Annotated in this window: 16 protein-coding genes; 10 read left to right on the forward strand and 6 right to left on the reverse strand. The window is 48.0% G+C overall.

The window, feature by feature from the left end:
* Positions 1-154 precede the first annotated feature (154 nt).
* The 6 genes from lpxC (at position 155) to ABJO30_09025 (ending at position 7,389) form a co-directional block, all read left to right on the forward strand.
* The gene (gene lpxC, locus ABJO30_09000) at positions 155-1,123 is read left to right on the forward strand and encodes a UDP-3-O-acyl-N-acetylglucosamine deacetylase (GenBank protein ID MEP3232951.1); all 969 of its coding nucleotides are present in this window, start codon (positions 155-157) and stop codon (positions 1,121-1,123) included.
* Between the two features lie 130 nt (positions 1,124-1,253).
* Positions 1,254-2,435, forward strand: a complete 1,182-nt coding sequence (locus tag ABJO30_09005) for an outer membrane protein assembly factor BamD (GenBank protein MEP3232952.1) — start codon at positions 1,254-1,256, stop codon at positions 2,433-2,435.
* A gap of 80 nt (positions 2,436-2,515) precedes the next feature.
* Positions 2,516-4,183 carry a DNA repair protein RecN gene (recN, locus tag ABJO30_09010; GenBank protein ID MEP3232953.1) on the forward strand — a complete coding sequence of 556 codons (1,668 nt, stop codon included), beginning with the start codon at positions 2,516-2,518 and terminating at the stop codon, positions 4,181-4,183.
* Entirely contained in the window at positions 4,184-6,334 is a 2,151-nt protein-coding gene (ligA, locus tag ABJO30_09015; GenBank protein ID MEP3232954.1) for an NAD-dependent DNA ligase LigA, read from the forward strand.
* 66 nt (positions 6,335-6,400) lie between these two features.
* Complete coding sequence (locus ABJO30_09020) at positions 6,401-7,096, forward strand: AzlC family ABC transporter permease (GenBank protein ID MEP3232955.1); 696 nt, start codon at positions 6,401-6,403, stop codon at positions 7,094-7,096.
* Positions 7,093-7,389 (forward strand): AzlD domain-containing protein, encoded by a 297-nt coding sequence (locus ABJO30_09025; GenBank protein ID MEP3232956.1) that lies wholly within the window; start codon positions 7,093-7,095, stop codon positions 7,387-7,389. The genes ABJO30_09020 and ABJO30_09025 overlap by 4 nt, the downstream gene beginning before the upstream one ends.
* On the opposite strand, the gene ABJO30_09030 is transcribed toward ABJO30_09025, so the two are convergent.
* A complete protein-coding gene (locus ABJO30_09030) occupies positions 7,386-9,203 on the reverse strand; it encodes an aminopeptidase P family protein (GenBank protein MEP3232957.1) in 1,818 nt (605 codons plus the stop codon). The genes ABJO30_09025 and ABJO30_09030 overlap by 4 nt on opposite strands.
* Before the next feature lie 200 nt (positions 9,204-9,403).
* Here ABJO30_09030 and ABJO30_09035 point away from each other — a divergent pair, with 200 nt between their 5' ends.
* Positions 9,404-9,568 carry a hypothetical protein gene (locus ABJO30_09035; protein ID MEP3232958.1) on the forward strand — a complete coding sequence of 55 codons (165 nt, stop codon included), beginning with the start codon at positions 9,404-9,406 and terminating at the stop codon, positions 9,566-9,568.
* Positions 9,569-9,672: 104 nt separating this feature from the next.
* On the opposite strand, the gene ABJO30_09040 is transcribed toward ABJO30_09035, so the two are convergent.
* Together ABJO30_09040 and ABJO30_09045 are read right to left on the reverse strand one after the other, a co-directional pair.
* On the reverse strand, positions 9,673-10,536 hold the full coding sequence (locus ABJO30_09040; protein ID MEP3232959.1) for a 50S ribosomal protein L11 methyltransferase: 864 nt from the start codon (positions 10,534-10,536) through the stop codon (positions 9,673-9,675).
* Entirely contained in the window at positions 10,533-12,353 is a 1,821-nt protein-coding gene (locus tag ABJO30_09045; GenBank protein MEP3232960.1) for a sodium:proton antiporter, read from the reverse strand. Before ABJO30_09045 ends, ABJO30_09040 begins: the two co-directional genes overlap by 4 nt.
* A 117-nt stretch (positions 12,354-12,470) precedes the next feature.
* Here ABJO30_09045 and ABJO30_09050 point away from each other — a divergent pair, with 117 nt between their 5' ends.
* The gene (locus ABJO30_09050) at positions 12,471-14,477 is read left to right on the forward strand and encodes a hypothetical protein (GenBank protein MEP3232961.1); all 2,007 of its coding nucleotides are present in this window, start codon (positions 12,471-12,473) and stop codon (positions 14,475-14,477) included.
* A gap of 108 nt (positions 14,478-14,585) precedes the next feature.
* The gene (locus tag ABJO30_09055; protein MEP3232962.1) at positions 14,586-15,098 is read left to right on the forward strand and encodes a hypothetical protein; all 513 of its coding nucleotides are present in this window, start codon (positions 14,586-14,588) and stop codon (positions 15,096-15,098) included.
* 31 nt (positions 15,099-15,129) lie between these two features.
* Here ABJO30_09055 and ABJO30_09060 read toward each other — a convergent pair whose 3' ends face one another.
* Positions 15,130-15,498 carry a GFA family protein gene (locus tag ABJO30_09060; GenBank protein MEP3232963.1) on the reverse strand — a complete coding sequence of 123 codons (369 nt, stop codon included), beginning with the start codon at positions 15,496-15,498 and terminating at the stop codon, positions 15,130-15,132.
* Positions 15,499-15,756: 258 nt separating this feature from the next.
* Between ABJO30_09060 and ABJO30_09065 the strand changes: the two genes are divergently transcribed.
* Positions 15,757-16,254 (forward strand): hypothetical protein, encoded by a 498-nt coding sequence (locus ABJO30_09065; GenBank protein MEP3232964.1) that lies wholly within the window; start codon positions 15,757-15,759, stop codon positions 16,252-16,254.
* A 287-nt stretch (positions 16,255-16,541) separates the two neighbouring features.
* On the opposite strand, the gene ABJO30_09070 is transcribed toward ABJO30_09065, so the two are convergent.
* A complete protein-coding gene (locus ABJO30_09070; GenBank protein MEP3232965.1) occupies positions 16,542-18,296 on the reverse strand; it encodes a HAMP domain-containing methyl-accepting chemotaxis protein in 1,755 nt (584 codons plus the stop codon).
* A gap of 392 nt (positions 18,297-18,688) precedes the next feature.
* Positions 18,689-20,871: UvrD-helicase domain-containing protein (locus ABJO30_09075; GenBank protein MEP3232966.1), on the reverse strand; the 2,183-nt coding region annotated here is incomplete at its 5' end.

Genomic DNA, 20,871 nt, shown 5'->3' on the forward strand with positions numbered 1-20,871 from the left:
TTTTGGGCATGCAGTGTAAAAGGGTTGAAACCTAGCGGTGCGTGCTTCCGAGAATAACACGGTGACATGTGGTGGTGCTGGCTCTTCGGGTTTTTGAAGAGTTTTAGTTTTAGAGACAAGCTAACCAAGCGCTTTGAAAGGCTGAAATTAAGATATGAGTGTCCGCACAAAATTTACGACCAACCCGTCGGTTCAGCACACTATTTCACAATCCATTTCTTTCGATGGAAAGGGCGTTCACGGCAATCAAGCTGTTCGGATGACCTTGAACCCTGCGCCAGCCAATACGGGTGTTGTTTTCGTCCGTACGTCAGGTGAAGGCCGCAGTACTGAAATTAAAGCGCGACATGATTTTGTTGGTGCAACTGAATTATGCACGATTGTCGGCGATCCAAATGATCTGTTTGTTGCGACTATCGAACACTTGATGGCGGCATTGGCGGCTTTGAGTGTCGATAATGTTATCATTGACATTACCGGCCCTGAAGTTCCGGTTATGGATGGTAGCTCGTCAGTCTTCATCGAAGAGATTTGTGACGTTGGTTTGATCGCGCAAACGGCTCGCCGTAAATATATTAAAATTGAAAATCCTATCCGCGTTGAAATGAATGGTTCATGGGCTGAGTTCCAGCCTTATGATGGCTGTGAGTTTGACGTTGAGATCGATTTTGATGACCCAGCTATTGGCAATCAGCGTTTTATTACGGAACTTACAGGCGATCGCTTTAGCCAGGAAATTTCGCGAGCGCGCACTTTTGGCTTCATGAAGGATGTCGAAAAACTCTGGAAGGCTGGGTATGCACTCGGTTCTTCTTTTGAAAATTCAGTGGTAATTGGCGACAAAGGGATCATGAATCCTGAAGGTCTTCGTTTTGACGATGAATTTGTGCGTCATAAATTGCTTGACGCTGTTGGTGATCTTGCTCTTGCTGGTGCGCCGTTCTTGGGCCGTTATCGCTCTTATCGCGGTGGCCATAAGCTGAATTATTTGATGGTTAAAGCATTGTTTGAACAGCAAGATTGCTGGTCGTACCATGAACTTGCTCGTTCTGGCTTCACGGTTGCTCCGCTTACCAATATTGGGGTTGAACCCGCTGTTGCTTTGGCGCCCTCACAAAACTAATACGCTTTCGGCATTTACCATTTTTGTTAAAACACTTGTTTTTGATTGAACTTAGGACGAATTGCCGTTTTTTCGCCTTTTTATCCGTGATATAAGATCTGCGGGCCAGAGAGTTTTTTTTGGGGAAGATATGCTGCGTAAAATAATGATCATCACTTTTGCAATGACACCGATGGTGCTTGCTGGGTGCTCTTCAGTTCCATTTGGTGACAGGTTTGGCAATGGCAAGGCCAAGAAAGAAGCAGCAGCTGATGCCGCCGCTTTGATTGCAAAACCTGAAATTCCAGCACAAAGCCTGCTTAATGCTGGTGTTCGCAACATCAATACTGGTGATCACAAGAGAGCGCAAAAAGCTTTCGCAGAGCTTGGAAAACAGCACCCATTCTCAAAAGAAGCTGAACGCTCGCTCGTTTTGTCCGCGTTTTCGCATTATTCCGAAGCTGAATACGACAAGACCGTTTCTACAGCTGAGCGCTTTATTCAACTATATCCAGGCAGCACTGATGCAGCTTATATGCAGTATTTGATTGGCGAATCGCATTTTAAACAAGTGTCATCGATTTTGCTTGATCAGGAAGATACAAGGAAAGGTCTGCGTGCTTATTCAAACCTTATCCGTTTGTACCCTGAATCGAAATACGTAGAAGATTCTAAGACCAAGATCATTTTCATGAATGACCAGCTTGCTGGTAAGGAAATGCAGGTTGGTCGCTATTATCAAGAAAAAAACCAGCACTTAGCAGCGGTAAATCGTTTCCGTGGCGTTGCTGAAAACTTCCAAAAAACCCGTCACATTGAAGAATCGTTATATCGTTTGACGGAAAGCTATTTGGCTCTTGGTATCGTCAATGAGGCTCAAACTGCTGGGGCTTTGTTGGGCTACAATTATCCTGAATCTGAATGGTACAAAGATGCCTATTCATTGTTGAGTGGCCGAAAACTCGAGCCGAGCTTTAATCCGCGCTCACGCCTTCGTAAAATCCTGCCGTTCAGTGGTAAGAAAAAACCGCAGTCTGTGCCTGTTGCGACTGCGCCAGTGATACCTAACAATCAATCTGTTTCTTCGGCCGTGGGCGCTAGTGCACCAGTAGTGTTCGAACAAGCAGTGCCCAACACCAGCAACGCTGCTGCTGCGGCGGCCGCTGTTGTGACCCCAGAACAAGATGTTCCAGCTTTGGCTGCTGCATCTGTTCAGCCTGTGCAGTCGGCGGGTATTGTTGAAGCGGATAGTTTGCAAGCTGCAACGGAAGTTGCGTCGGCCAAAAAGACCGGATTTAAGCGCTTCATCCCATTTGTGGGTAAAAAGAACTAGCACAGTTATAACAACGCTGGCTTGTCTGGCCGTTAGCGATATATAATCAGGAGAGACACTCCTGATTCATCGCTATATCCATGCTGAGCTCACTTCTAGTAAACAACATCGTCCTCATTGATCGTCTGCATGTAGATTGGCATGAAGGCCTTTCCGTGCTGACTGGTGAAACGGGCGCGGGTAAGTCGATCATCCTCGATAGCCTGTCGCTGGCTCTTGGTGGGCGCGGTGATGGCGGACTTGTTCGTTCAGGGCAAGACAAAGGTAATGTGACAGCCGTCTTTGATGTGCCGCTTAGTCATCCTGTCCGCGATATTTTGCGCGACAATGATGTAAGTGCTGATGATGACATCATCTTAAAACGTGTTCAGCAGGCGGACGGCCGCACCAAGGGCATGATCAACGATCAGCCTGTTAGTGCTGGTTTGATGCGGTCGGTCGGGCAACTCCTTGTTGAAATTCATGGCCAACATGCAGACCGCGCTTTGGTAGATACTGATAGTCATCGGCAAACGGTCGATGCATTTGGTGGATTGACCAGCATGGTTGATGAAGTGGGCATTGCTTATCGCTCTTGGCGGGCGAAGCGCAAGCAACTCACTGATTTAAAAACCCGCGTTGAAGACAGCGAAAACGAACGCGATTATCTGCGTGCGGTGCTTGAAGAACTGAATATTCTTCAAGTGGAAGTCGGTGAGGAAGAGCAATTAGCTGCCCGCCGTCAAGCGATGATGAATGTTGAGAAAATCGCTGGTGACATTAATGATGCCTATGATGTGATCAACGGCCATACGTCACCTGTTCCGACACTTTCAAGCTTACTGAAAAACCTTGAACGCAAAGCAGAGCAAGCCCCCGGCCTTTTGAATGGTGCGATTGAAGGGCTTAGCCTTGCGCTTGATAGTTTGGACAATGTGCGTGGCCACCTCGAAACGGCAATTCGTGAAACGAATTTCGACCCTAAAGAATTGGAAGAAGCTGAAGAGCGCCTATTCGCCCTTCGTGCAGCCGCGCGAAAACATAAGGTGCAGGTGGATGCCCTTCCAGAGCTTACCGTTCAGTTTATGAATGACCTTGAGGCGATTGAAACGGGCGAAGAGCGGTTGGTCGAACTTGAGCAAGAAGAGCGTAAAGCTTTCGTCGTCTTCGATGATAAAGCAAAGGCGTTGAGTGCGGCGCGCGGTGAGGCGGCGGGAGAACTTGCAAATCAAGTGATGCAAGAATTGCCAGCCTTGAAGCTTGAGGCTGCACGTTTTTCTGTGATGCTAGAAAGCTCATCAGATAAGCCTGTTGAAACTGGCTATGACACGGTTGAATTTCATGTGCAGACCAACCCTGGAACAAAACCTGGTCCAATTATGAAGGTCGCTTCAGGTGGGGAACTATCACGTTTTCTTCTTGCGCTTAAAGTATCGCTGGCAGATCGAGGCTCCGCACCGACGTTGATTTTTGATGAGATCGACACGGGCGTTGGTGGCGCGGTTGCGGAAGCGATTGGTGAGCGCCTTGCGCGTTTATCATCCAATGTGCAGGTCTTGTCCGTCACCCATGCACCGCAGGTGGCTGCAAGGGCAAACAATCATTTTCTCATCAGTAAATCTGCCGTATCTGGTGAAGACCGGGTGGAGACAGACCTCATCGCCCTTGATGATGCGGCACGCCGCGAAGAAGTGGCGCGCATGTTGGCAGGACAAGAGATCACGGATGAAGCCCGCGCTGCAGCAGACCGACTAATGGGCGGCGCCTAAATGTCTCCTCAAGATGCGTTACGAAAAGCAGCAGTTGAAACACTCACCGCGCGCGAAGCTGGCAAGGAATTGGCAGCCCTTGCAGAAGAATTGGCAACGCATAACAATGCTTATCACACAGAAGATCGCCCGCTGATTACCGATGCTGATTATGACGCATTGAAGAAGCGCAATCTGGCAATTGAAGAGCGGTTTCCAAACTTGAAGTTGGAAAACAGCCCAAGCGACCAAGTGGGTGCTTCGCCTTCGCAAAAGTTTGGCAAGGTGGCGCATAAGGTATCTATGCTCTCGCTAGATAACGCCTTTAATGATGAGGATGTCGCAGACTTCGTAGATCGCATACGTCGTTTCTTATCGCTTGGTGCTGATGAGGTGGTGGCGATTACCGCTGAGCCGAAGATTGATGGTTTATCTGCAAGCCTTCGTTATGAGAACGGCATCTTTGTGCGCGGTGCAACGCGCGGTGATGGCTCGACGGGGGAGGATATTACGGCCAACCTTCGCACGCTTAAAAATATTCCTGAAAAACTGACCAGCGATAATATCCCCGACGTGGTGGAAGTGCGCGGCGAAGTTTACATGATGAAGTCTGAGTTCTTGGCGCTTAATGAGCGGATGGAAGCAGCCGGAAAACAGCCTTACGTGAACCCGCGCAATACGGCGGCAGGTTCCCTCCGTCAACTCGATGCCAAGGTGACAGCATCCCGTCCATTGGAGTTCTTTGCTTATGCATGGGGTGAGGTGAGCGACATGCCTTCGACCACGCAAATGGGCATGGTAGAAACTTTTGCGCGATGGGGCTTTGACATAAACCCGATGATGAAGCGCTTTGAAACGCTTGAGACTTTGCTTGCTCATTATCGCCAAATTGAAGCCGATCGCGCCTCGCTTGATTATGATATTGATGGGGTGGTTTATAAGGTTGATCGGCTGGATTGGCAGGGGCGGCTTGGCTTTGTCACCAAGGCACCACGCTGGGCGATTGCACATAAATTTCCTGCTGAAAAAGCGACAACTGTTTTAAACGATATTGAGATACAGGTAGGGCGCACTGGCTCATTGACGCCTGTTGCTAAGGTTGAACCTGTGACTGTTGGTGGTGTGGTTGTGTCTAATGCCACGCTTCACAATAAAGACTATGTGCGTGGTATCGGGCAGGACGGCGAACCTATTCGTGGCGGCAAAGATTTGCGGGTTGGCGATACTGTTGTCTTGCAACGTGCTGGCGATGTGATCCCACAAATTGTGGATGTTGATCTGGACAAACGCCCTGATGGCGCGATGCCGTTTATTTTCCCGTCGCAATGCCCTGCTTGTGGGTCTGAAGCAGTGCGTGATCGCAATGAAAAAACAGGTAAGGTTGATGCTGTAACCCGTTGTTCTGGCGGAATGATTTGCCCCGCACAAGCAATTGAACGGTTAAAGCATTTTGTCTCTCGCAATGCCTATGACATTGAAGGGCTAGGCGCGCGGCAAGTTGAAGTGTTTTATGAAGAAGGTCGCATTATGAATGTTGCGGACATCTTCACGCTAGAAGAGCGCGACAAGCGCAATTTGAAGCCTTTGAAAGCGAAAGAGGGGTTCGGTGAAACGTCAGTTCGCAATCTCTTTAATGCGATCAACGAGAAACGCTCAATTGATTTGCATCGCTTTATCTTCGGTCTTGGTATTCGCCATATCGGTGATACGACGGCAAAAACATTTGCGAAAACCTATGGCAGTTTTGAAGCTCTGCGAGAAGCGGCGATTGCAGCGAAAGATAATGAGAGCGAAGCGTTTCAAGACCTCGTCAATATAGACGGTATTGGCGAAACGGCAGCGAACGCTTTGGTTGAGTTTGTCAATGAACCGCACAATGCAAATGTGCTTGATCAATTGCTTGCCGAGGTGACGCCAATCCCACCAGAAGCGGCAGATGAAAATTCTCCCGTCGCTGGCAAGACTGTTGTTTTTACTGGTTCACTTGAGCAAATGAGCAGGGACGAAGCCAAGGCAATGGCCGAACGGTTGGGCGCGAAGGTTGCAGGCTCTGTTTCTAAGAAAACCGATCTACTGGTTGCAGGCCCGGGCGCTGGTTCGAAGCTCAAGAAAGCAACAGAGCTTGGCATTGATACTGTTGATGAACAGGGTTGGTTCGACCTGATTTCATAGCCATATGAAGTGAGGCCACAAAGAGCGTTTGGCAAAGGGGCTGGCTTGAGCTGGAAATTCCAAGAAATGAAACGTGGCTTCGCGGATGGCCTGCCAGTCATGATTGCGGTCGTCGCTTTCGGCGGCTTGTTTGGAGCGGTTGCGGCTGAACGCGGTTTATCGTTTTGGGAAGCTGTGTTTTTATCTGCCTCCGTTTTTGCTGGCGCTAGCCAATTCACGGCCTTGCAGTTTTGGGAACACCCGTTGCCCTATGCCACTATTCTTATGATCGTTGTCGCCGTTAATTTTCGCCACATCCTTTATGGTGCAGCATTGGGTAAAAAGCTCGATCGTTTTTCGCGGTCACAGAAATTTTTCAGTTTTTTCTTTCTCTCAGACCCGACCTTTGCACTGGCTGAAAAACGGTTTGAAGAAGCTCAAGAAGACCCTAATGATGTTGGGCTAACGGCCTATTATTTTCTAGGCGCGTCTTTGGGCATTTATCCTGTTTGGGTCGGTACAACTGCACTCGGGCATATCTTCGGCGGATTGATTGAAAGCCCTGAGCGCTATGGAATCGACTTCATTTTGCCGATTTATTTTCTAGTACTTTTGATTGGGTTTCGAGCGCGAGCAAATTGGTTTTGGGTGGTTGTCAGTTCAGGGACTGCGGCTTATTTCGCGTTGATCACGCTTGGCTCCCCTTGGCATATTAGCATCGGCGCTTTGGTCGGCATTGCTGTTGGCGCTCTACTTGGTGGCAAGAAGGAGGCAGTGGCATGAATGAAACATTCTGGCTCATTCTCGCGCTCGGTATTGCCACCTATGCAACGCGCTCGCTTGGTTATTTGATCGTCTCCCAGTTTGGCACATTGCACCCACGTGTTTTGGCAGCGCTTGATGCGGTGCCTGCAGCCGTTATAACCACCATCGTGCTGCCGCCCGTCATCGAGGGCGGACTTGCCGAGCGGCTTACATTTGTGATTGCGGTGCTTTTGAGCTTGCGTCTTTCAATGCCAATTACGTTAGCAATCAGCATTGTTGTGCTTGGTCTGTTGCGAGCCTTTATCGGCTAAGCCATCGGTGCTGTCATATCTTTCAACCAAGCGCGTTCGTCTTCATCAAGACGGTCTGCGAGCTTTTCATAGACTGATTGGTGATAGGTATTGAACCATGAAAGTTCGTCTTTAGAAAGCAGCGAAACATTGACCAGACGCCGATCAATCGGTGCGAAGGTCAGCGTTTCAAATCCCATCATGAGCCTGTCACCTGACCAAATTCGTCGTGGTTCGGTTACAATGATTAGGTTTTCAATGCGGATACCATAGGCGTCCGTCTTGTAATATCCTGGTTCATTGGAAAGGATCATTCCGACTTCAAGTGGAATGGTCGAGACCTTGGAAATACGCTGCGGGCCTTCATGGACGCTCAAGAACGATCCAACGCCGTGCCCTGTTCCATGATCGAAATCATGACCTGCTTGCCATAACGCATGACGGGCGAGGCTATCCAGTTGTGCACCGCTGGTCCCTTTTGGAAAACGCGCTATTGAGATCGCAATCATGCCCTTCAATACGAGCGTGAAATGACGCTTCATGTCATCGGTTGGATGGCCGATAGGAACCGTGCGAGTAATATCAGTGGTGCCGTCTTGATACTGACCACCCGAATCCACCAGATAAAGTGTATCGTCTTTAAAGGAAGCGTTGGTTGCTTCCGTCACACGGTAATGAACGATAGCCCCATTGGCTCCAAAACCTGAAATTGTATCAAAGGAAATGTCCTGCAAAGGAACGCCGTCCTTCTTGCCTTCTTCCTTGCGCAAGCTCTCAAGTTTCTTTGCTGCCTTAATTTCATTGAGGGACGAGGTTTCTTGGTTTGATAGCCAAAACAGAAAACGAGTAATTGCCGCGCCGTCGCGAATGTGAGCCGCTCTTGATCCGGCAAGTTCGACTTGGTTTTTAATGGCTTTCGGTAAAACACAAGGATCAGGCTTTTCTAAAACTGTTCCACCGTTGCCTTCAATATGGGTTTTAAACACCATGCCAGTGGTCGCAGGATCAATCGCGATTGTGCCGTCTATGGTTGATAGTTTGTCCAATAGGTCATCTTTATCGCAGAGACTGACAAGTTTCCCGACTTTGGCTTTTACCCCATCATTGAGCTTTTCTTGATTGATAAAAAGCTCGGGCGCTTTGTCGGCATGAATAATTACGAAGCCGAGGGTGAGCGGTGTGTGGGGTACGTCGTTGCCGCGAATGTTTAAGAGCCAGCAAAGGGAATCGGGTTGTGTAATGAGGAATGCAGTTGCACCCATTTCACGAACTTCACTTTGCATCGCACTGATTTTATCGCTGGCCTCTTGCCCTGACAATGCCATCGGCTGGAGGACAACTTGGCTGCATGGTGGCGCGGGGCGATCTTGCCAAACGACATCCACCAAATTGTCATGCGCCACCAAAATAGCGCCTGTTTTCTCAAGCTTGTGTTCAAGTCGCTTAATCTCGCTAACAGGGTGAAGCCAAGGGTCATAAGCGAGGCGGTCATCTTTCGTCAGGTTTTCAGCCAGCCACTCACCCATGGATTGATCAGCAATGTGCACGGGTTCCAACAGGTCAACGGCCACTTGGTCACGTACTTGTAGGGTGTATCGTCCATCAATGAAGATGGCGGCTTTATCCTTTAAGACCGCAGCCATGCCTGCCGATCCTGTGAAGCCCGTGAGCCATGCAAGGCGTTCAGCGCAAGCAGGCACATATTCGCCTTGATGTTCATCTGCACGGGGAATGAGGAAGCCGGTAACACCTGCTTTCGCCATTGCATCACGCAGGTGAGTGAGACGTTTTGGATCGCCAGAATCAGCTGAAGGGGGAGAGAAGTCTTGAAACATGAGGGTTTTGGCCGCCGAGAGGAGTGTCTTAAGAAAGGTTAAACTTTTTTGGCTGGTATAACAATTTATCCATGCAATTTTTGCAGTGCAGCATTGTTTGATTGGCTCTACTGCTTTTTCACAAAACGCTTATCTTCTAACTTGTAACTCGCAAGGTCGTCCCTCCCACTGACTTTGCCAATAGAAACGGAATTATTGTTATGGCTAGAAAATCTTTTTATGCAGGATTGATCAAATCTCGTGAATTGCAAGCCAAGCGTTATGTGAATGGCTTCCTGCTTGATTTTGATGATCAAACATTGAAAGCACGTGGCTTTGATCGCTCAACTTTGTTGCGCGAAGGTTCTTCACGCCGCGGTATCTAAGTATATTGGTATCACATCAGGCAACGACTTGATGTAGTACTGATTACGATGAGCAAAAGAGACGGGGACTTTGGCCCCGTTTTTTTGTGACCTTTTTTAGGTCGTCAGGGTCTGTGTAAAACCAGTGTTGCCCAGCCTTCGCGGTGGATGCTGTCCACCAATATAGCGCCCTGTGCGCGGTAGGCGGCAAGAACTGCTGGTTTTTGGTGGATCAGCAAGCCAGACAAGATGATTGTCGCATTAGCGGCAAGGTGCTCGCTCATTGGTCTAGCTAGTGTTTGCAATGGCTTGGCGAGAATGTTGGCGATGACCAGTCCAAACGGACCTTTTTCTGTGAAAACAGGATGGTGAAATCCGGCGGCCGTTTCACAATGCACCAATTGGGCAACGCCGTTTAGTTCCATATTCTCGCGCGCGATTTTGACGGACGTTGCATCAATGTCGGTTGCAAGGACAGGCTGTTTGGTTTGTTTAGCAACGGCTGCGGCCAAAACGCCAGAGCCTGTACCAAGATCGAGAATATTGATGAAATCATGCCGCTTAGTAACGCGCTCTATCGCATCAAGGCAGCCAGCCGTCGTGCCATGGTGCCCCGTGCCAAAGGCTTGGTTCGCATCAATTTGTATGGCGTGTTGGTGCGGTCTAACTTGATCGAGATCATGAGCACCGTGAACGAAAAAACGGCCAACGCGGACTGGTTTCAAATCTTTCAAGCCTTCGAGTACCCAATCAACATTATCGGGCAGGGCTTTGTGTTCTAGCTGTTTAGCAACGTCGCCCAGTTCTTGAACCAAAACCGTCAGGCTGTGCTCTTCTTGCGGGTAGATATCCACTGTCCACGTTGACGGATCATCCGGGTCTTCAAACGTGGCGGATGCTGGATAGCCTAGCAGGTCTGATTGTGAGGCGCGGTCGGAGAGGGCTTCTGCGGTTTCCCGGTCAAATCGACCACTTAGTACAATACTCATTCATAAACATCCTGATTGGCTTTTTGCGGTGGACCAAGGGATAAAACCTTGTCACCTGCTTGTGCTTTTGGTTTGCCATTTGGCGTGGCAAATTCCAAGCCACCATTTGTCTTTATTATGCCAATCACCCGATTTCTCTCTGAGCGTGTTGCCAAATAATCGTCAAAGCTGAATTCTTCGCTCAATAAAGTCGTTTGTATCGTCTCGCCCGTTTTAATGCGATCTATCGCTTCATAAAGGTCAATCGGGTTCAAGAACAAACGCCGCCCGCCAACGGTGAAAGACATGGTTTGATTGTCGCTCTTTAGGTCTGCTTCAGCGGCTAGTTGCAACACATTGGTGCGACCAAATTCGTGGGCCATTTCTGTGCAGACGAGTGCGTTATAAGCATCGTTGTCGGAGATGGCGATAAGGTGGCTGAAGCTGTGTACATCAAGCCGATGTTCGCGCACCTCAGACAGGATTTCGCCGAAGTAAACGGGAATATCTGCATAGCGCGCTTCTTTTAAATGCGAGAAATTACTGTCGGCGATGGTGACGGGAATGCCGTTGTCTTTCATCTCTTGTGCGACTGCAACGGCAAAAGGGTTGGACCCGACCAATAACAGGCCAGGGGTTGCCGATGAGGAAAGACCAAGCGCTTTGGCAAGCGGACTAAGTGAGAAGCCGTGCAAGATGACGGTGATGAATACCACGGCAAAGGCAAGGGCTACCATGCGGTCGCCATCAGGATTTCCCATTTCGCTGAGCGCTGCACCAAACAAACCAGTGACGGCGACTGCAACAATACCGCGCGGTGCAATCCAGCCTGTGAGAAAGCGTTCTTGCCACGTAAGGTCTGCCCCAATGGTCGACACCCAAACAGAAAGCGGGCGCACTACAAATAAGAGCAGGGCGATATAAGCGGCGTCACGCAGGGTGAGGGCTTGGAGCGTTTCAGGTTCAAGCGTTGCCGTTAGAATGACGAATAGGGCGGAGACCAATAAAATGGTGATGACCTCTTTAAAGCGGCGCATCTCAGCCAAGCTTGCAATGCGTGAATTACCCATGGCGACACCCATTGCCGTAACCGTAAGCAGGCCTGCTTCTTCTAAGATGTGGTTGGTCGCGACATAGCTTGCCAAAAGGGCAATGAGGATGATTGGTGCTTTTAAGAACTCTGGTACTTGCCCCCGAATGAAGAGGCCCGCGATTGTCTTGCCAAGATACCACCCGCCGATTGCGCCAACAGGCATGGCGATGGCAAAGCGAATGAGTACCGATGTGAGATCGTGATGGCTATCAACCGCGCCGAAGACCAAGAAAAGCTCAAACGCTAAAACCGCGAACAATGCACCAACCGGATCAGCAATGATTGCTTCCCAGCGAAGCAGGGCAGAGGGACGTTTTGTAAGCTTGGCATTGCGCAACAATGGCATGATGACGGTTGGGCCTGTCACCACAAATATACCGGATAAAATGGCAGCTGCTGGCCAACCAAGGCCGCCAACATAATGCGCTGCCATTGCACCAAAAAACCACGCAATGGGCGCGCCGACAAAGACCAATCGTCTGACTGCTTTTGAGGTGTCTTTGATCTCGGAAAAATTGAGCGTTAAGCCGCCTTCATATAAGATCACCGCCACGGCTAGTCCGATGGCAGGCCTTAATATCCCTTCGAAATCTGCGCGTGGATCAAGTAAGCCAAATACGGGGCCTGCTAAAATGCCCGCTGCTGCCAAAAGGACGATTGCTGGTAAATGAAAACGCCAAGCGATCCATTGGGCCGTGATGCCTAGGGCGCCAATAAGGGCGATTTTGCCTGCAATATCTTCCATTCCGGTTCCTCAGTATTTGAATTGATGAGTTTCACAATCGACACAGAATTATCCTTCTGATAGATAACGGAACGGCTGAAGTTTTACAGCTTATATTTGTTATTTTAGGATGTTGTTATGTCACAAAATCTTCGGTCAATACTTGTTTTATTCGTTTTCGTTTCTTCTTTTCTTTCCCATCAATCCGTACTGGCCAGTGAATCCGCTCTTTTGTCTCTCTTTGAGCAGCTTGAAAAGCGCGGCATTGTGGTCTCTCACTCCAATTTGCAGGGAGCTGGTGATAGCGCAACGTTTGATGAGATCAAGCTTTCAAGCGGTAAAGATAATGCGCCGCAATTTGTCTTCTCATCCGGCACTGTGACCAAGGCTAAAGCCAGCGCTGGTGTTGGTTTAGACGGAGAGGGTTTTACTGCTAAAAAGTTGCGTATTGTCAGCGGTGACCAATCTATCGCGTTTACAAATTTCCAAGTCCAAGACTTCTCGTTTCCTCATATGGAAATTCTTTTGGACGCGCCTGTTGAAACCGACCCATTGATCAAACAAGCAGATCCATTGGGTGTGCTAAATGGGGCGTTTTATAAATTTGTGGCTGGTGCAAGTTTCTCTCTTTTTGGCGTGGATAGCACGGAGACCCTTGTGCATGTCGACGAGGTAAAAGCTAATGTTTCTACTGGCCCCTTGGCTTTGGAACAGATGCAAGATGGCAAGCTTGCTAGCTACGCGATTAACAACGTTGAATACAAAGTCGAAGGGGTGCAGGGGCAGGACGTTTCCTTTTCAATCGAGAAGATCCTTGTCGCTGATTACAATCTCAAAACCCTTGCCCATGTCTTAGATAACGACAATTACAAAGACGGCAAAGGCGATGGTGTGTGGCTTGAGGCTGTAGGTGTTGGCACGGCAACCAATATGGAAATGTTGATCGACGGTAGCACCGTTAAAATTGCGAAAATCACCAATGGTGTTTCTCGTTTGCGCCAGCTGGATATTTCGCCACTTGAAGCGATGAAAGCAATGCAGGGCGTGGCTCAAGCGCAGCAAACGGATAATAACCGGGTTGAATTATTCCGCGAGTTTTTCCCCGCGTTATCATCTCTTTACCGCATGATGGAGATTGATGAAATGCGACTGGAAGGCATGGTCGTCTCTCCTCCAAAACCAGCAGTGCCATTTGAACTTGGTACTATTTTAATTGATCGATTTTCTGTGGATCAAGGGCTGAAGGAAGTCAGCATTGCAGACCTAGCCTTCACTGACAAAAATGGGATGTCTGTCAATCTTGGTCGATTTGCGCTTGGCGATATTCAGTTTCCAGCCCTTGTCGACATTATGGCATATCTTGAAAGCCTCAGCGGTGATACCGCCCCTGAACTGAATTATGCCGCTGTTGCATCTCTTTCGCCGACACTTGGTGAGATCGATGTGAAAAATTTCGACGCGGTTTTCGGTAACGACAATCATCTCAATATTGAAGGCGCAACACTGAGTGCTTCCAATTACATTGGCTTGGTGCCGACCAAATTATCCTTGAAGCTCGACAATGTGAATGTGCCGCTTGCTGGCTTGTCGCGCTCTAATGGCGTCGCCGAAGTTTTGTTCAAGATGGGGTATAAGAAAGCCGTGTTGAACGGAACCATCGATATGGCGTGGACGGAAGCGACAAAAGAACTTGAAATTTTGCCAAGCCAAATACGCATCAATGACTTGGGTGTTTTGAACCTGTCAGCGAAGATGGGCAATGTGCCGCGACAATTTATTGAAGACCCGCAAGATGGTGCTGCTTTGGCGCTTGGTGCGACCTTTAAGGAAGTCGAGATTTCTTTCGAAGATCAATCATTCACCAACCGTTTTGTTGAAAAGACAGCCAAAGAATCTGGCGGCGACGCTGCAACGGTACGCCAACAATTCAGCGCCATTGCAAAAGGACCGCTTGCCATTTTTCAAAGGCCAGAATTTGCTGAAATGGTGGGAACGGCCGTTGATAATTTTCTCGCAAATCCAGGCAAGATCACGGTGACCGCAAAACCTTCGGAGCCTATTGCTCTTGTTGGATTTGCAGTGATGGCTCAACAAGCACCAGGCAACGTTATCGATGCTTTGAATATTAAAGTATCAGGTCCGTAGTCATTAGAGTTTTCATCATTTAATTTATGGAATTTTAATCAATAAATTTCTAAGTATATTAAAAAATTTAGTTCATAATTTTCTTGTATTTACTTATAGGAGATGGTGATGGATTGGTTATTAAAGACGGCTGTAGGTGCATTTGGCGGAACTGCTTTATTGATTGCTGGGCAAGCATATTATCCCGGCTCAGGACAGGCCTCTAGCTCAGTACAAGCCCCTAACTTTGATTTTGAATATGATGTGGCGACTGAGACGGAAAAAACTAATTATTTGAATGGTCTTGGTGATTATTTCGTCACAGGGATGAAGAAGAAACACAAAAGTAATGTTCTTTCATTTGAAGGTGTTAGTACTGAAGAGCGTGAGATCTACTTAACCCTTTCGTTAGATGAACTTTTGAAGGGAAAGGATATCCCGGATTCTTTGGTGTTTAGCCCAGAATTTGGAACACTTATGGAAAAACAGTTCCTTCTTGGGTTCGCTCAAAAATGCGATGAAAAAAGAATATCTAAGTTCTTTGAGCTCGATCTTTCGATGGTTATTGATGTGCAAATGTCAGGGCAGACCGTTACTGATCTTGAACTTTCAAAATCTGTTTGCGCTGAGACGATTGGATAAGCATCCAGATCAAGCGTTGAGTTGAAGGTGTTTAAATCCGGTCACTCACATGGTTCTTGCCATCGGTGACCGGAACATCTTTTTGCGCATAAGGATCAACGCCCTCAATACAGGCAATGTTAATGCCGTAGGTGTTGGGGTGTGATCGGCGCTGGTGGTGGGTGTAGATGCCGCAGGTCTTGCAAAAATAATGCTTCGCCGTGTTGGTGCGAAATTGATAAAGACTTAGATTATCCGCACCCTTCACGACCGTAAGGTCTTCAAGCGGCACAGTCGCCGCGATGGTGCCTCTGCGCGAACACATAGAACAATCACACCGCCGCATATCAACAAGACCATTTGGAAGGTTGAGCGCCAGTTCAACAGCGCCGCAATGGCAGGTGGATTTGTGGGTGGTCATGGGTGTGGGCTTTGGGTTTGTGTTGGAGCCTTAAGTATCTCATTCCATTGCTCTGGATTGCAAGGTCAAGCCTCACAATGACAGATGTGGGAATAGGTATTCGAACTATCAGTGCATCATGCCAAGGCGCGATCTTGGCATCCAGAATTCCGAATTTGCTTTCACTTTGAGCGCTATTTTCCTGGATTGCTTTACTGCGAAGGTTGTAATTTGTACCAAAACTCCCACGTAGTTTTAGGAACCCGACAGGAATTTTCTATGTTTGGCTTTATCAAGAAACAGCGACCAAATATTTTTTTGGGAAAAATTGGTGTCAACGAAGATAACTTGCTTATGCAAGGTCTCGAAAGAACCCTTTTCTTGTCGCGAGAACGGAAGGCTGAGCTTATAGAAGGCGCACTTCGTAAAATTATTACCTTCCCGCCAGTGCCGTCTGATGACTTACTGAGAGAAGATGATCTCATTTTAGATATCATCGTCACTAAATTCAGTATTGGTCATTTTTTGACATTTGGTTTTATTCCAATGGGTGGTAGAGCGAATGTCGTTCTTTCGGGGCATCTTTATAAAGCGCATTCGTGTGTCAGTGTGCCCGCCATAACTGTAATGTATAAATCTAGGTGGTTTGACTTTTTACTCGGACCTGTCCGATTGAGTTATTCTTTTTGGTCCGCAAAAAGTGAAAACTATGGAATTGATAAACTAGTTGGTCATGCGGCTTTGAAGCTGTTGTCAAAGATTTCCAAGGTAACGTAGTTTCTTTAAAGCCGCTCCCCAAAGCTATCCAACACCCTTTTCTGCCCCACCTTTTCAAAATCAATCGGTCAGCGTGTTGCCGTCAATGCGTGCCATTGTGCCATAGGTGAATTTGATGTGGAAGGTGCGCTTGCCAGTTGTATAATCTGACTTCATCGCCGTCACCGTTTTGGCGATCAGTTCGCCGTCGGTGAATTTGGGGCCGCCTTTTTCTTTTGGCGGCTGGGTAACCGCCGATTTTCTTGAAATCGGCGGTTATGTTTCGTGGGTGTCGGTTATCGTCGCGGCTATGCGACTTTAACTGAAGATAGGAATTGGTTGATTTCGTCACGCAAACTTTGCGATTCTGCGTTCAACTGTTTTACGGCACCTAGAACTTCGGTTGCTGACTTACCAGTTTCATCTGCTGCTGACGTAACCCCATCCATGGTAGTTGAGATTTCTTGCGTGCTTTCAGAAACTTGCAAAACATTGATGTTTATTTCGTCAATAGCGAGGCCTTGCTGTTCAACCGCAACTGATATGGTTTCAATCGCTTCGTTTGTATTCGAGATCCGATCGACGATGACTTCAATAGCGCCTGCAGTTTTCTGTGTGTTTTCCTGCATGGACATTATTTGACCAGTGATTTGCTCTGTTGCTGTAGCCGTTTGATTTGCGAGCTGTTTTACTTCTGAAGCAACAACTGCGAAACCTTTGCCGGCGTCGCCTGCACGGGCCGCTTCAATCGTCGCGTTAAGAGCAAGCAAATTGGTTTGCTCAGTGATGTTGGAAATTAATTCTACGACTTCGTAAATCTTCTGAGCGTTATCTACCATCACTGTCGTCTCGGTTTGTACTTCTTGTACTTCGGACACGGCTTCTTGCGTGACAGTCGTTGCACGATCGATTTGTGATCTGATTTCTCTGGTTGAAGCGGTGAGCTCTTCAACAGCCGAGCTAACAGATTGTGCATTGCTTGATGCTCTATCCGTCATGAACTGAATTTGTTCACTCTGGCTTTGCGTTTGTTGTGACGTGCTGGACATCGTTTCTGCTGTGCCATTTAGTTGTTGGGCAGCGCCAGCGACAGAGGTCAATATGTCACCCACTTGTTCATCAAAGTTATTGTTTAAATCTTCAATTTTGCCAGCGCGGATCATGGTTTCTTGGTTTGCTTCGTTCACGGCTTTTTCAAGCTCTGTATTCTCAACGAGCTTAAGACGGAAACCTTCTAAACCTCTAAGCATGGTGCCAATTTCATCTTTAGACTCAGTAACAACCTCTTCATTGATGCGCCCAATAGTTAGACGCTCGATTGTCTGCATGGTGTATTTCAATGGCTTTAGTATTGAAGTTTGAACCATGTAGAGTGAAAAAATGGTAATTGCTAACATCGATGACAAAGATACAACAATGAGCCAGAACTCGGTTTGATGTTCATGCTCTGATGCTCTTTGGGTCGCCTCCAATGTGAAGGAGGTTACTTCTGCGAGAGCTTTTTGGATTTCATGATCAAGGTGTTCAGCCTCAGCATCAATTTTTTCGCCGATTTTTATTGTGGCTTCAAGATTGTCAGAAGCGAGTGATTTTATTAGGTCTTTAACATGAGTTTCGAATTCATCATGCTCGTGTTCAATTGTCTTTAGAAGCGTTAGAAGATTTGTAAACTTCTGTTCAATTTTCTCATCATTGGCATGAGAGATAATAGACTCTGCAAGTTTCTCGGAAGCAATAAGCTCTTGTTTCACGATCTCACCATGGGTGAAAAACTTCTTTTTAGCTTTTTCAAAGTGAGAAGGCTCGAGCTTAAACAGCTGCGCTTCGGCTGTGTACTTCAACATCCGTTCAAGTTGGATGGTTTGTTCAAGCTGACTTGTTGTTGCTCTACTGAGTTTAGCTGTGAACGGGATGTCTTCTTCCGCAACAGCGGTAAGTTCAACACCGATTGCCTTGACTTGAGTGTAGGAAAACAGTGCCACTATGCACAATGCCAATAAGCCTGCACCGACGTTCAGGTAAATTTTGGTACCAAGACCAATTTTTGAAAGATATTTAGCCACGATAGCCCCTTTTCGTTTCGGGAGGACACCACCACAGTGCTTTTTCCCGACTTCTTAAGCAGTCAATTCAACGACCTAGCTGATAAAAAAATGTACGCAATTTTGTGATTTCTCAATTACAGAATTGCATTAATTTGGTTAATGAATAGATAAAGCCTACTCTCAAGGAAGTACTATAAAGCAATAAATATTAAGTTTTTATATAGTAGTCACGGCAATTTTTGTAAATTTATACTAAAAATTGTAAAGTAAAAATTTTTGATGTATTTGAAATAAGTTTGAGTATTAATTTTAAATTATTGGCAGTTTTTTTCGTTTGCGGGCGTAGACAGTTGGAATTTGATGGTTCTTTATTTTTTACCATCCAACCAACCAGAAAACGGGCAAAAAACTTAATGCCGCTCTACAAAGCTATCGAGCACTCTTTTCTGCCCTGCTTTTTCAAAATCAATCGTCAATTTGTTGCCATCAATGCTTGCGACCGTGCCGTAGCCGAATTTTAGGTGGAAGACGCGTTCACCCGTTTTGTAGTCTGACTTCTTCTCCGTCACCGTTTTGGCGACGAGTTGGCCGTCGATGAATTTGGGGCCGCCTTTTTTCTTTTGGCCGCGATAACCGCCGGTTTCTTCAAAGTCCGCTTTCTTGTTGCGTTGGGCGCGTTTCCAGCCGGGGGTAGCGTAGGTGTTTTGGAAAGGGTCACGCAAGTCGAAGCGGGAATTGCCGTATTGCCCGCCAGAAGAACCCGCACCATAGCCGCCATAAGATTGGCCGCTTTCGACGATCTCCACATGGGCTTCTGGTAGTTCATCCAAGAAGCGCGACGGGATTGAGGATTGCCAAAGGCCGTGAATGCGACGGTTGGAGGTGAACCAGATTTTCGCCCGCTTTTTCGCCCGTGTCACACCCACATAAGCAAGGCGGCGTTCTTCTTCCAAGCCCGCTCGCCCACTTTCATCAAGTGCGCGTTGATGGGGGAAGAGGCCTTCTTCCCAACCAGGCAAAAACACCGTGTCAAATTCCAAACCCTTGGCAGAGTGCAATGTCATAATCGAGACTGCATCAAGCGCTTCTTTGTTGTCGCGGTCCATAACCAGTGAGATGTGTTCCAAGAAGCCGTCCATGGTCTCGAAATCTTCCATGGAGCGGATAAGCTCTTTCAAGTTTTCAAGGCGGCCCGGTGCTTCGGCAGAGCGGTCGTTTTGCAGCATTTCGGTATAGCCGCTTTCATCCAAGATGATTTCGGCAAGCTCGGTATGGGGCAGAGTTTCTAGTTGCTGGCTCCAGCGGGAAAACGTCTCCATCAACCCGCGCAAAGTTTTACGCTGCTTGGGCTTTAGCTCTTCCGTCTCAATGAGGTCCATCACCGCACGCATCATCGGCACACCACTGGCGCGTGCCGTGTCGCGGATCAGCAGGATGGTTGCATCACCAAGGCCGCGCTTTGGTTTGTTGACGATGCGCTCAAAGGCGAGGTCGTGGGCAGGCTGAACCACACAGCGGAAATAGGCGAGCGCATCGCGAATTTCCATGCGCTCATAAAATCGAGGGCCACCAATGACGCGGTAATCAAGGCCAAGCTTGATGAAGCGTTCTTCAAACTCACGCATTTGGAAAGAGGCGCGAATGAGGATGGCGATGTTATTGAGCGGATGGTTTTGGCGTTGGAGCTGTTCGATCTCTTCACCGATAGAGCGGGCTTCTTCTTCGCTGTCCCATGCAGAGGCCACATAGACCTTCTCTTCGTCGTCGCCTGCTTGGTCGGTAAACAGGGTTTTGCCAAGACGGTCTTCGTTGTGGCTGATCAGGTGTGAGGCGGCAGCGAGGATGTGGCTTGTAGAGCGATAGTTGCGTTCCAGCTTAATCACCTTCGCGCCGGAGAAGTCCTTTTCAAAGCGCAGAATGTTATCCACCTCAGCACCGCGCCAACCATAGATCGATTGGTCGTCATCCCCCACACAACAAATGTTTGCGCCACCTTGGGCAAGCAGTCGAAGCCACATATATTGTGAGATGTTGGTATCTTGGTACTCGTCCACGAGGATATATTGGAAGCGGCGTTGATAGTCGGCCAGCACATCGGGGTTTTCTTTAAAGAGTCGCAGGCATTCCATAAGGAGGTCGCCAAAGTCGCAGGCGTTTAGTGTTTTGAGACGCTCTTGATATTGCTCATAAAGCTTGCGCCCTTTGCCGTTGCCAAATGCGCGGGCGTCACCCTCTGGCAGCATAGAAGGGGACAAGCCTTTGTTCTTCCAGCCATCCATTTGGTTGGCGAACTGGCGGGCAGGCCAGCGCTTGCTGTCGATGTTTTCAGCTTCGATCAATTGCTTGATCAGGCGAATTTGGTCGTCTGTATCAAGGATTGAGAAATTAGACTTGAGGCCGACAAGTTCGGCATGGCGGCGCAGTATCTTCACGCAGATAGAGTGGAACGTGCCAAGCCATTGCATGCCTTCCACAGTGTCGCCAATCATCGACCCAATGCGGTCTTTCATTTCGCGGGCGGCTTTGTTGGTGAAGGTGACAGCCAGAATTTGATAGGGCGATGCCTTGCCCGTTGCCAGAATGTGGCCAATGC

It is taken from the genome of Hyphomicrobiales bacterium (genome assembly GCA_039973685.1).
Lineage (GTDB): Bacteria > Pseudomonadota > Alphaproteobacteria > Rhizobiales > JACESI01 > JACESI01.

Excerpts from the sequence above, each read along its gene's own strand:
- recN (MEP3232953.1), top strand. The coding sequence starts at position 2,516 with ATGCTGAGCTCACTTCTAGTAAACAACATCGTCCTCATTGATCGTCTG.
- lpxC (MEP3232951.1), top strand. The coding sequence starts at position 155 with ATGAGTGTCCGCACAAAATTTACGACCAACCCGTCGGTTCAGCACACT.
- ABJO30_09005 (MEP3232952.1), top strand. The coding sequence starts at position 1,254 with ATGCTGCGTAAAATAATGATCATCACTTTTGCAATGACACCGATGGTG.
- ABJO30_09030 (MEP3232957.1), bottom strand. The coding sequence starts at position 9,203 with ATGTTTCAAGACTTCTCTCCCCCTTCAGCTGATTCTGGCGATCCAAAA.
- ABJO30_09055 (MEP3232962.1), top strand. The coding sequence starts at position 14,586 with ATGGATTGGTTATTAAAGACGGCTGTAGGTGCATTTGGCGGAACTGCT.
- ABJO30_09065 (MEP3232964.1), top strand. The coding sequence starts at position 15,757 with ATGTTTGGCTTTATCAAGAAACAGCGACCAAATATTTTTTTGGGAAAA.
- ABJO30_09040 (MEP3232959.1), bottom strand. The coding sequence starts at position 10,536 with ATGAGTATTGTACTAAGTGGTCGATTTGACCGGGAAACCGCAGAAGCC.
- ABJO30_09050 (MEP3232961.1), top strand. The coding sequence starts at position 12,471 with ATGTCACAAAATCTTCGGTCAATACTTGTTTTATTCGTTTTCGTTTCT.
- ABJO30_09035 (MEP3232958.1), top strand. The coding sequence starts at position 9,404 with ATGGCTAGAAAATCTTTTTATGCAGGATTGATCAAATCTCGTGAATTG.
- ABJO30_09060 (MEP3232963.1), bottom strand. The coding sequence starts at position 15,498 with ATGACCACCCACAAATCCACCTGCCATTGCGGCGCTGTTGAACTGGCG.
- ABJO30_09025 (MEP3232956.1), top strand. The coding sequence starts at position 7,093 with ATGAATGAAACATTCTGGCTCATTCTCGCGCTCGGTATTGCCACCTAT.
- ABJO30_09020 (MEP3232955.1), top strand. The coding sequence starts at position 6,401 with ATGAAACGTGGCTTCGCGGATGGCCTGCCAGTCATGATTGCGGTCGTC.
- ligA (MEP3232954.1), top strand. The coding sequence starts at position 4,184 with ATGTCTCCTCAAGATGCGTTACGAAAAGCAGCAGTTGAAACACTCACC.
- ABJO30_09045 (MEP3232960.1), bottom strand. The coding sequence starts at position 12,353 with ATGGAAGATATTGCAGGCAAAATCGCCCTTATTGGCGCCCTAGGCATC.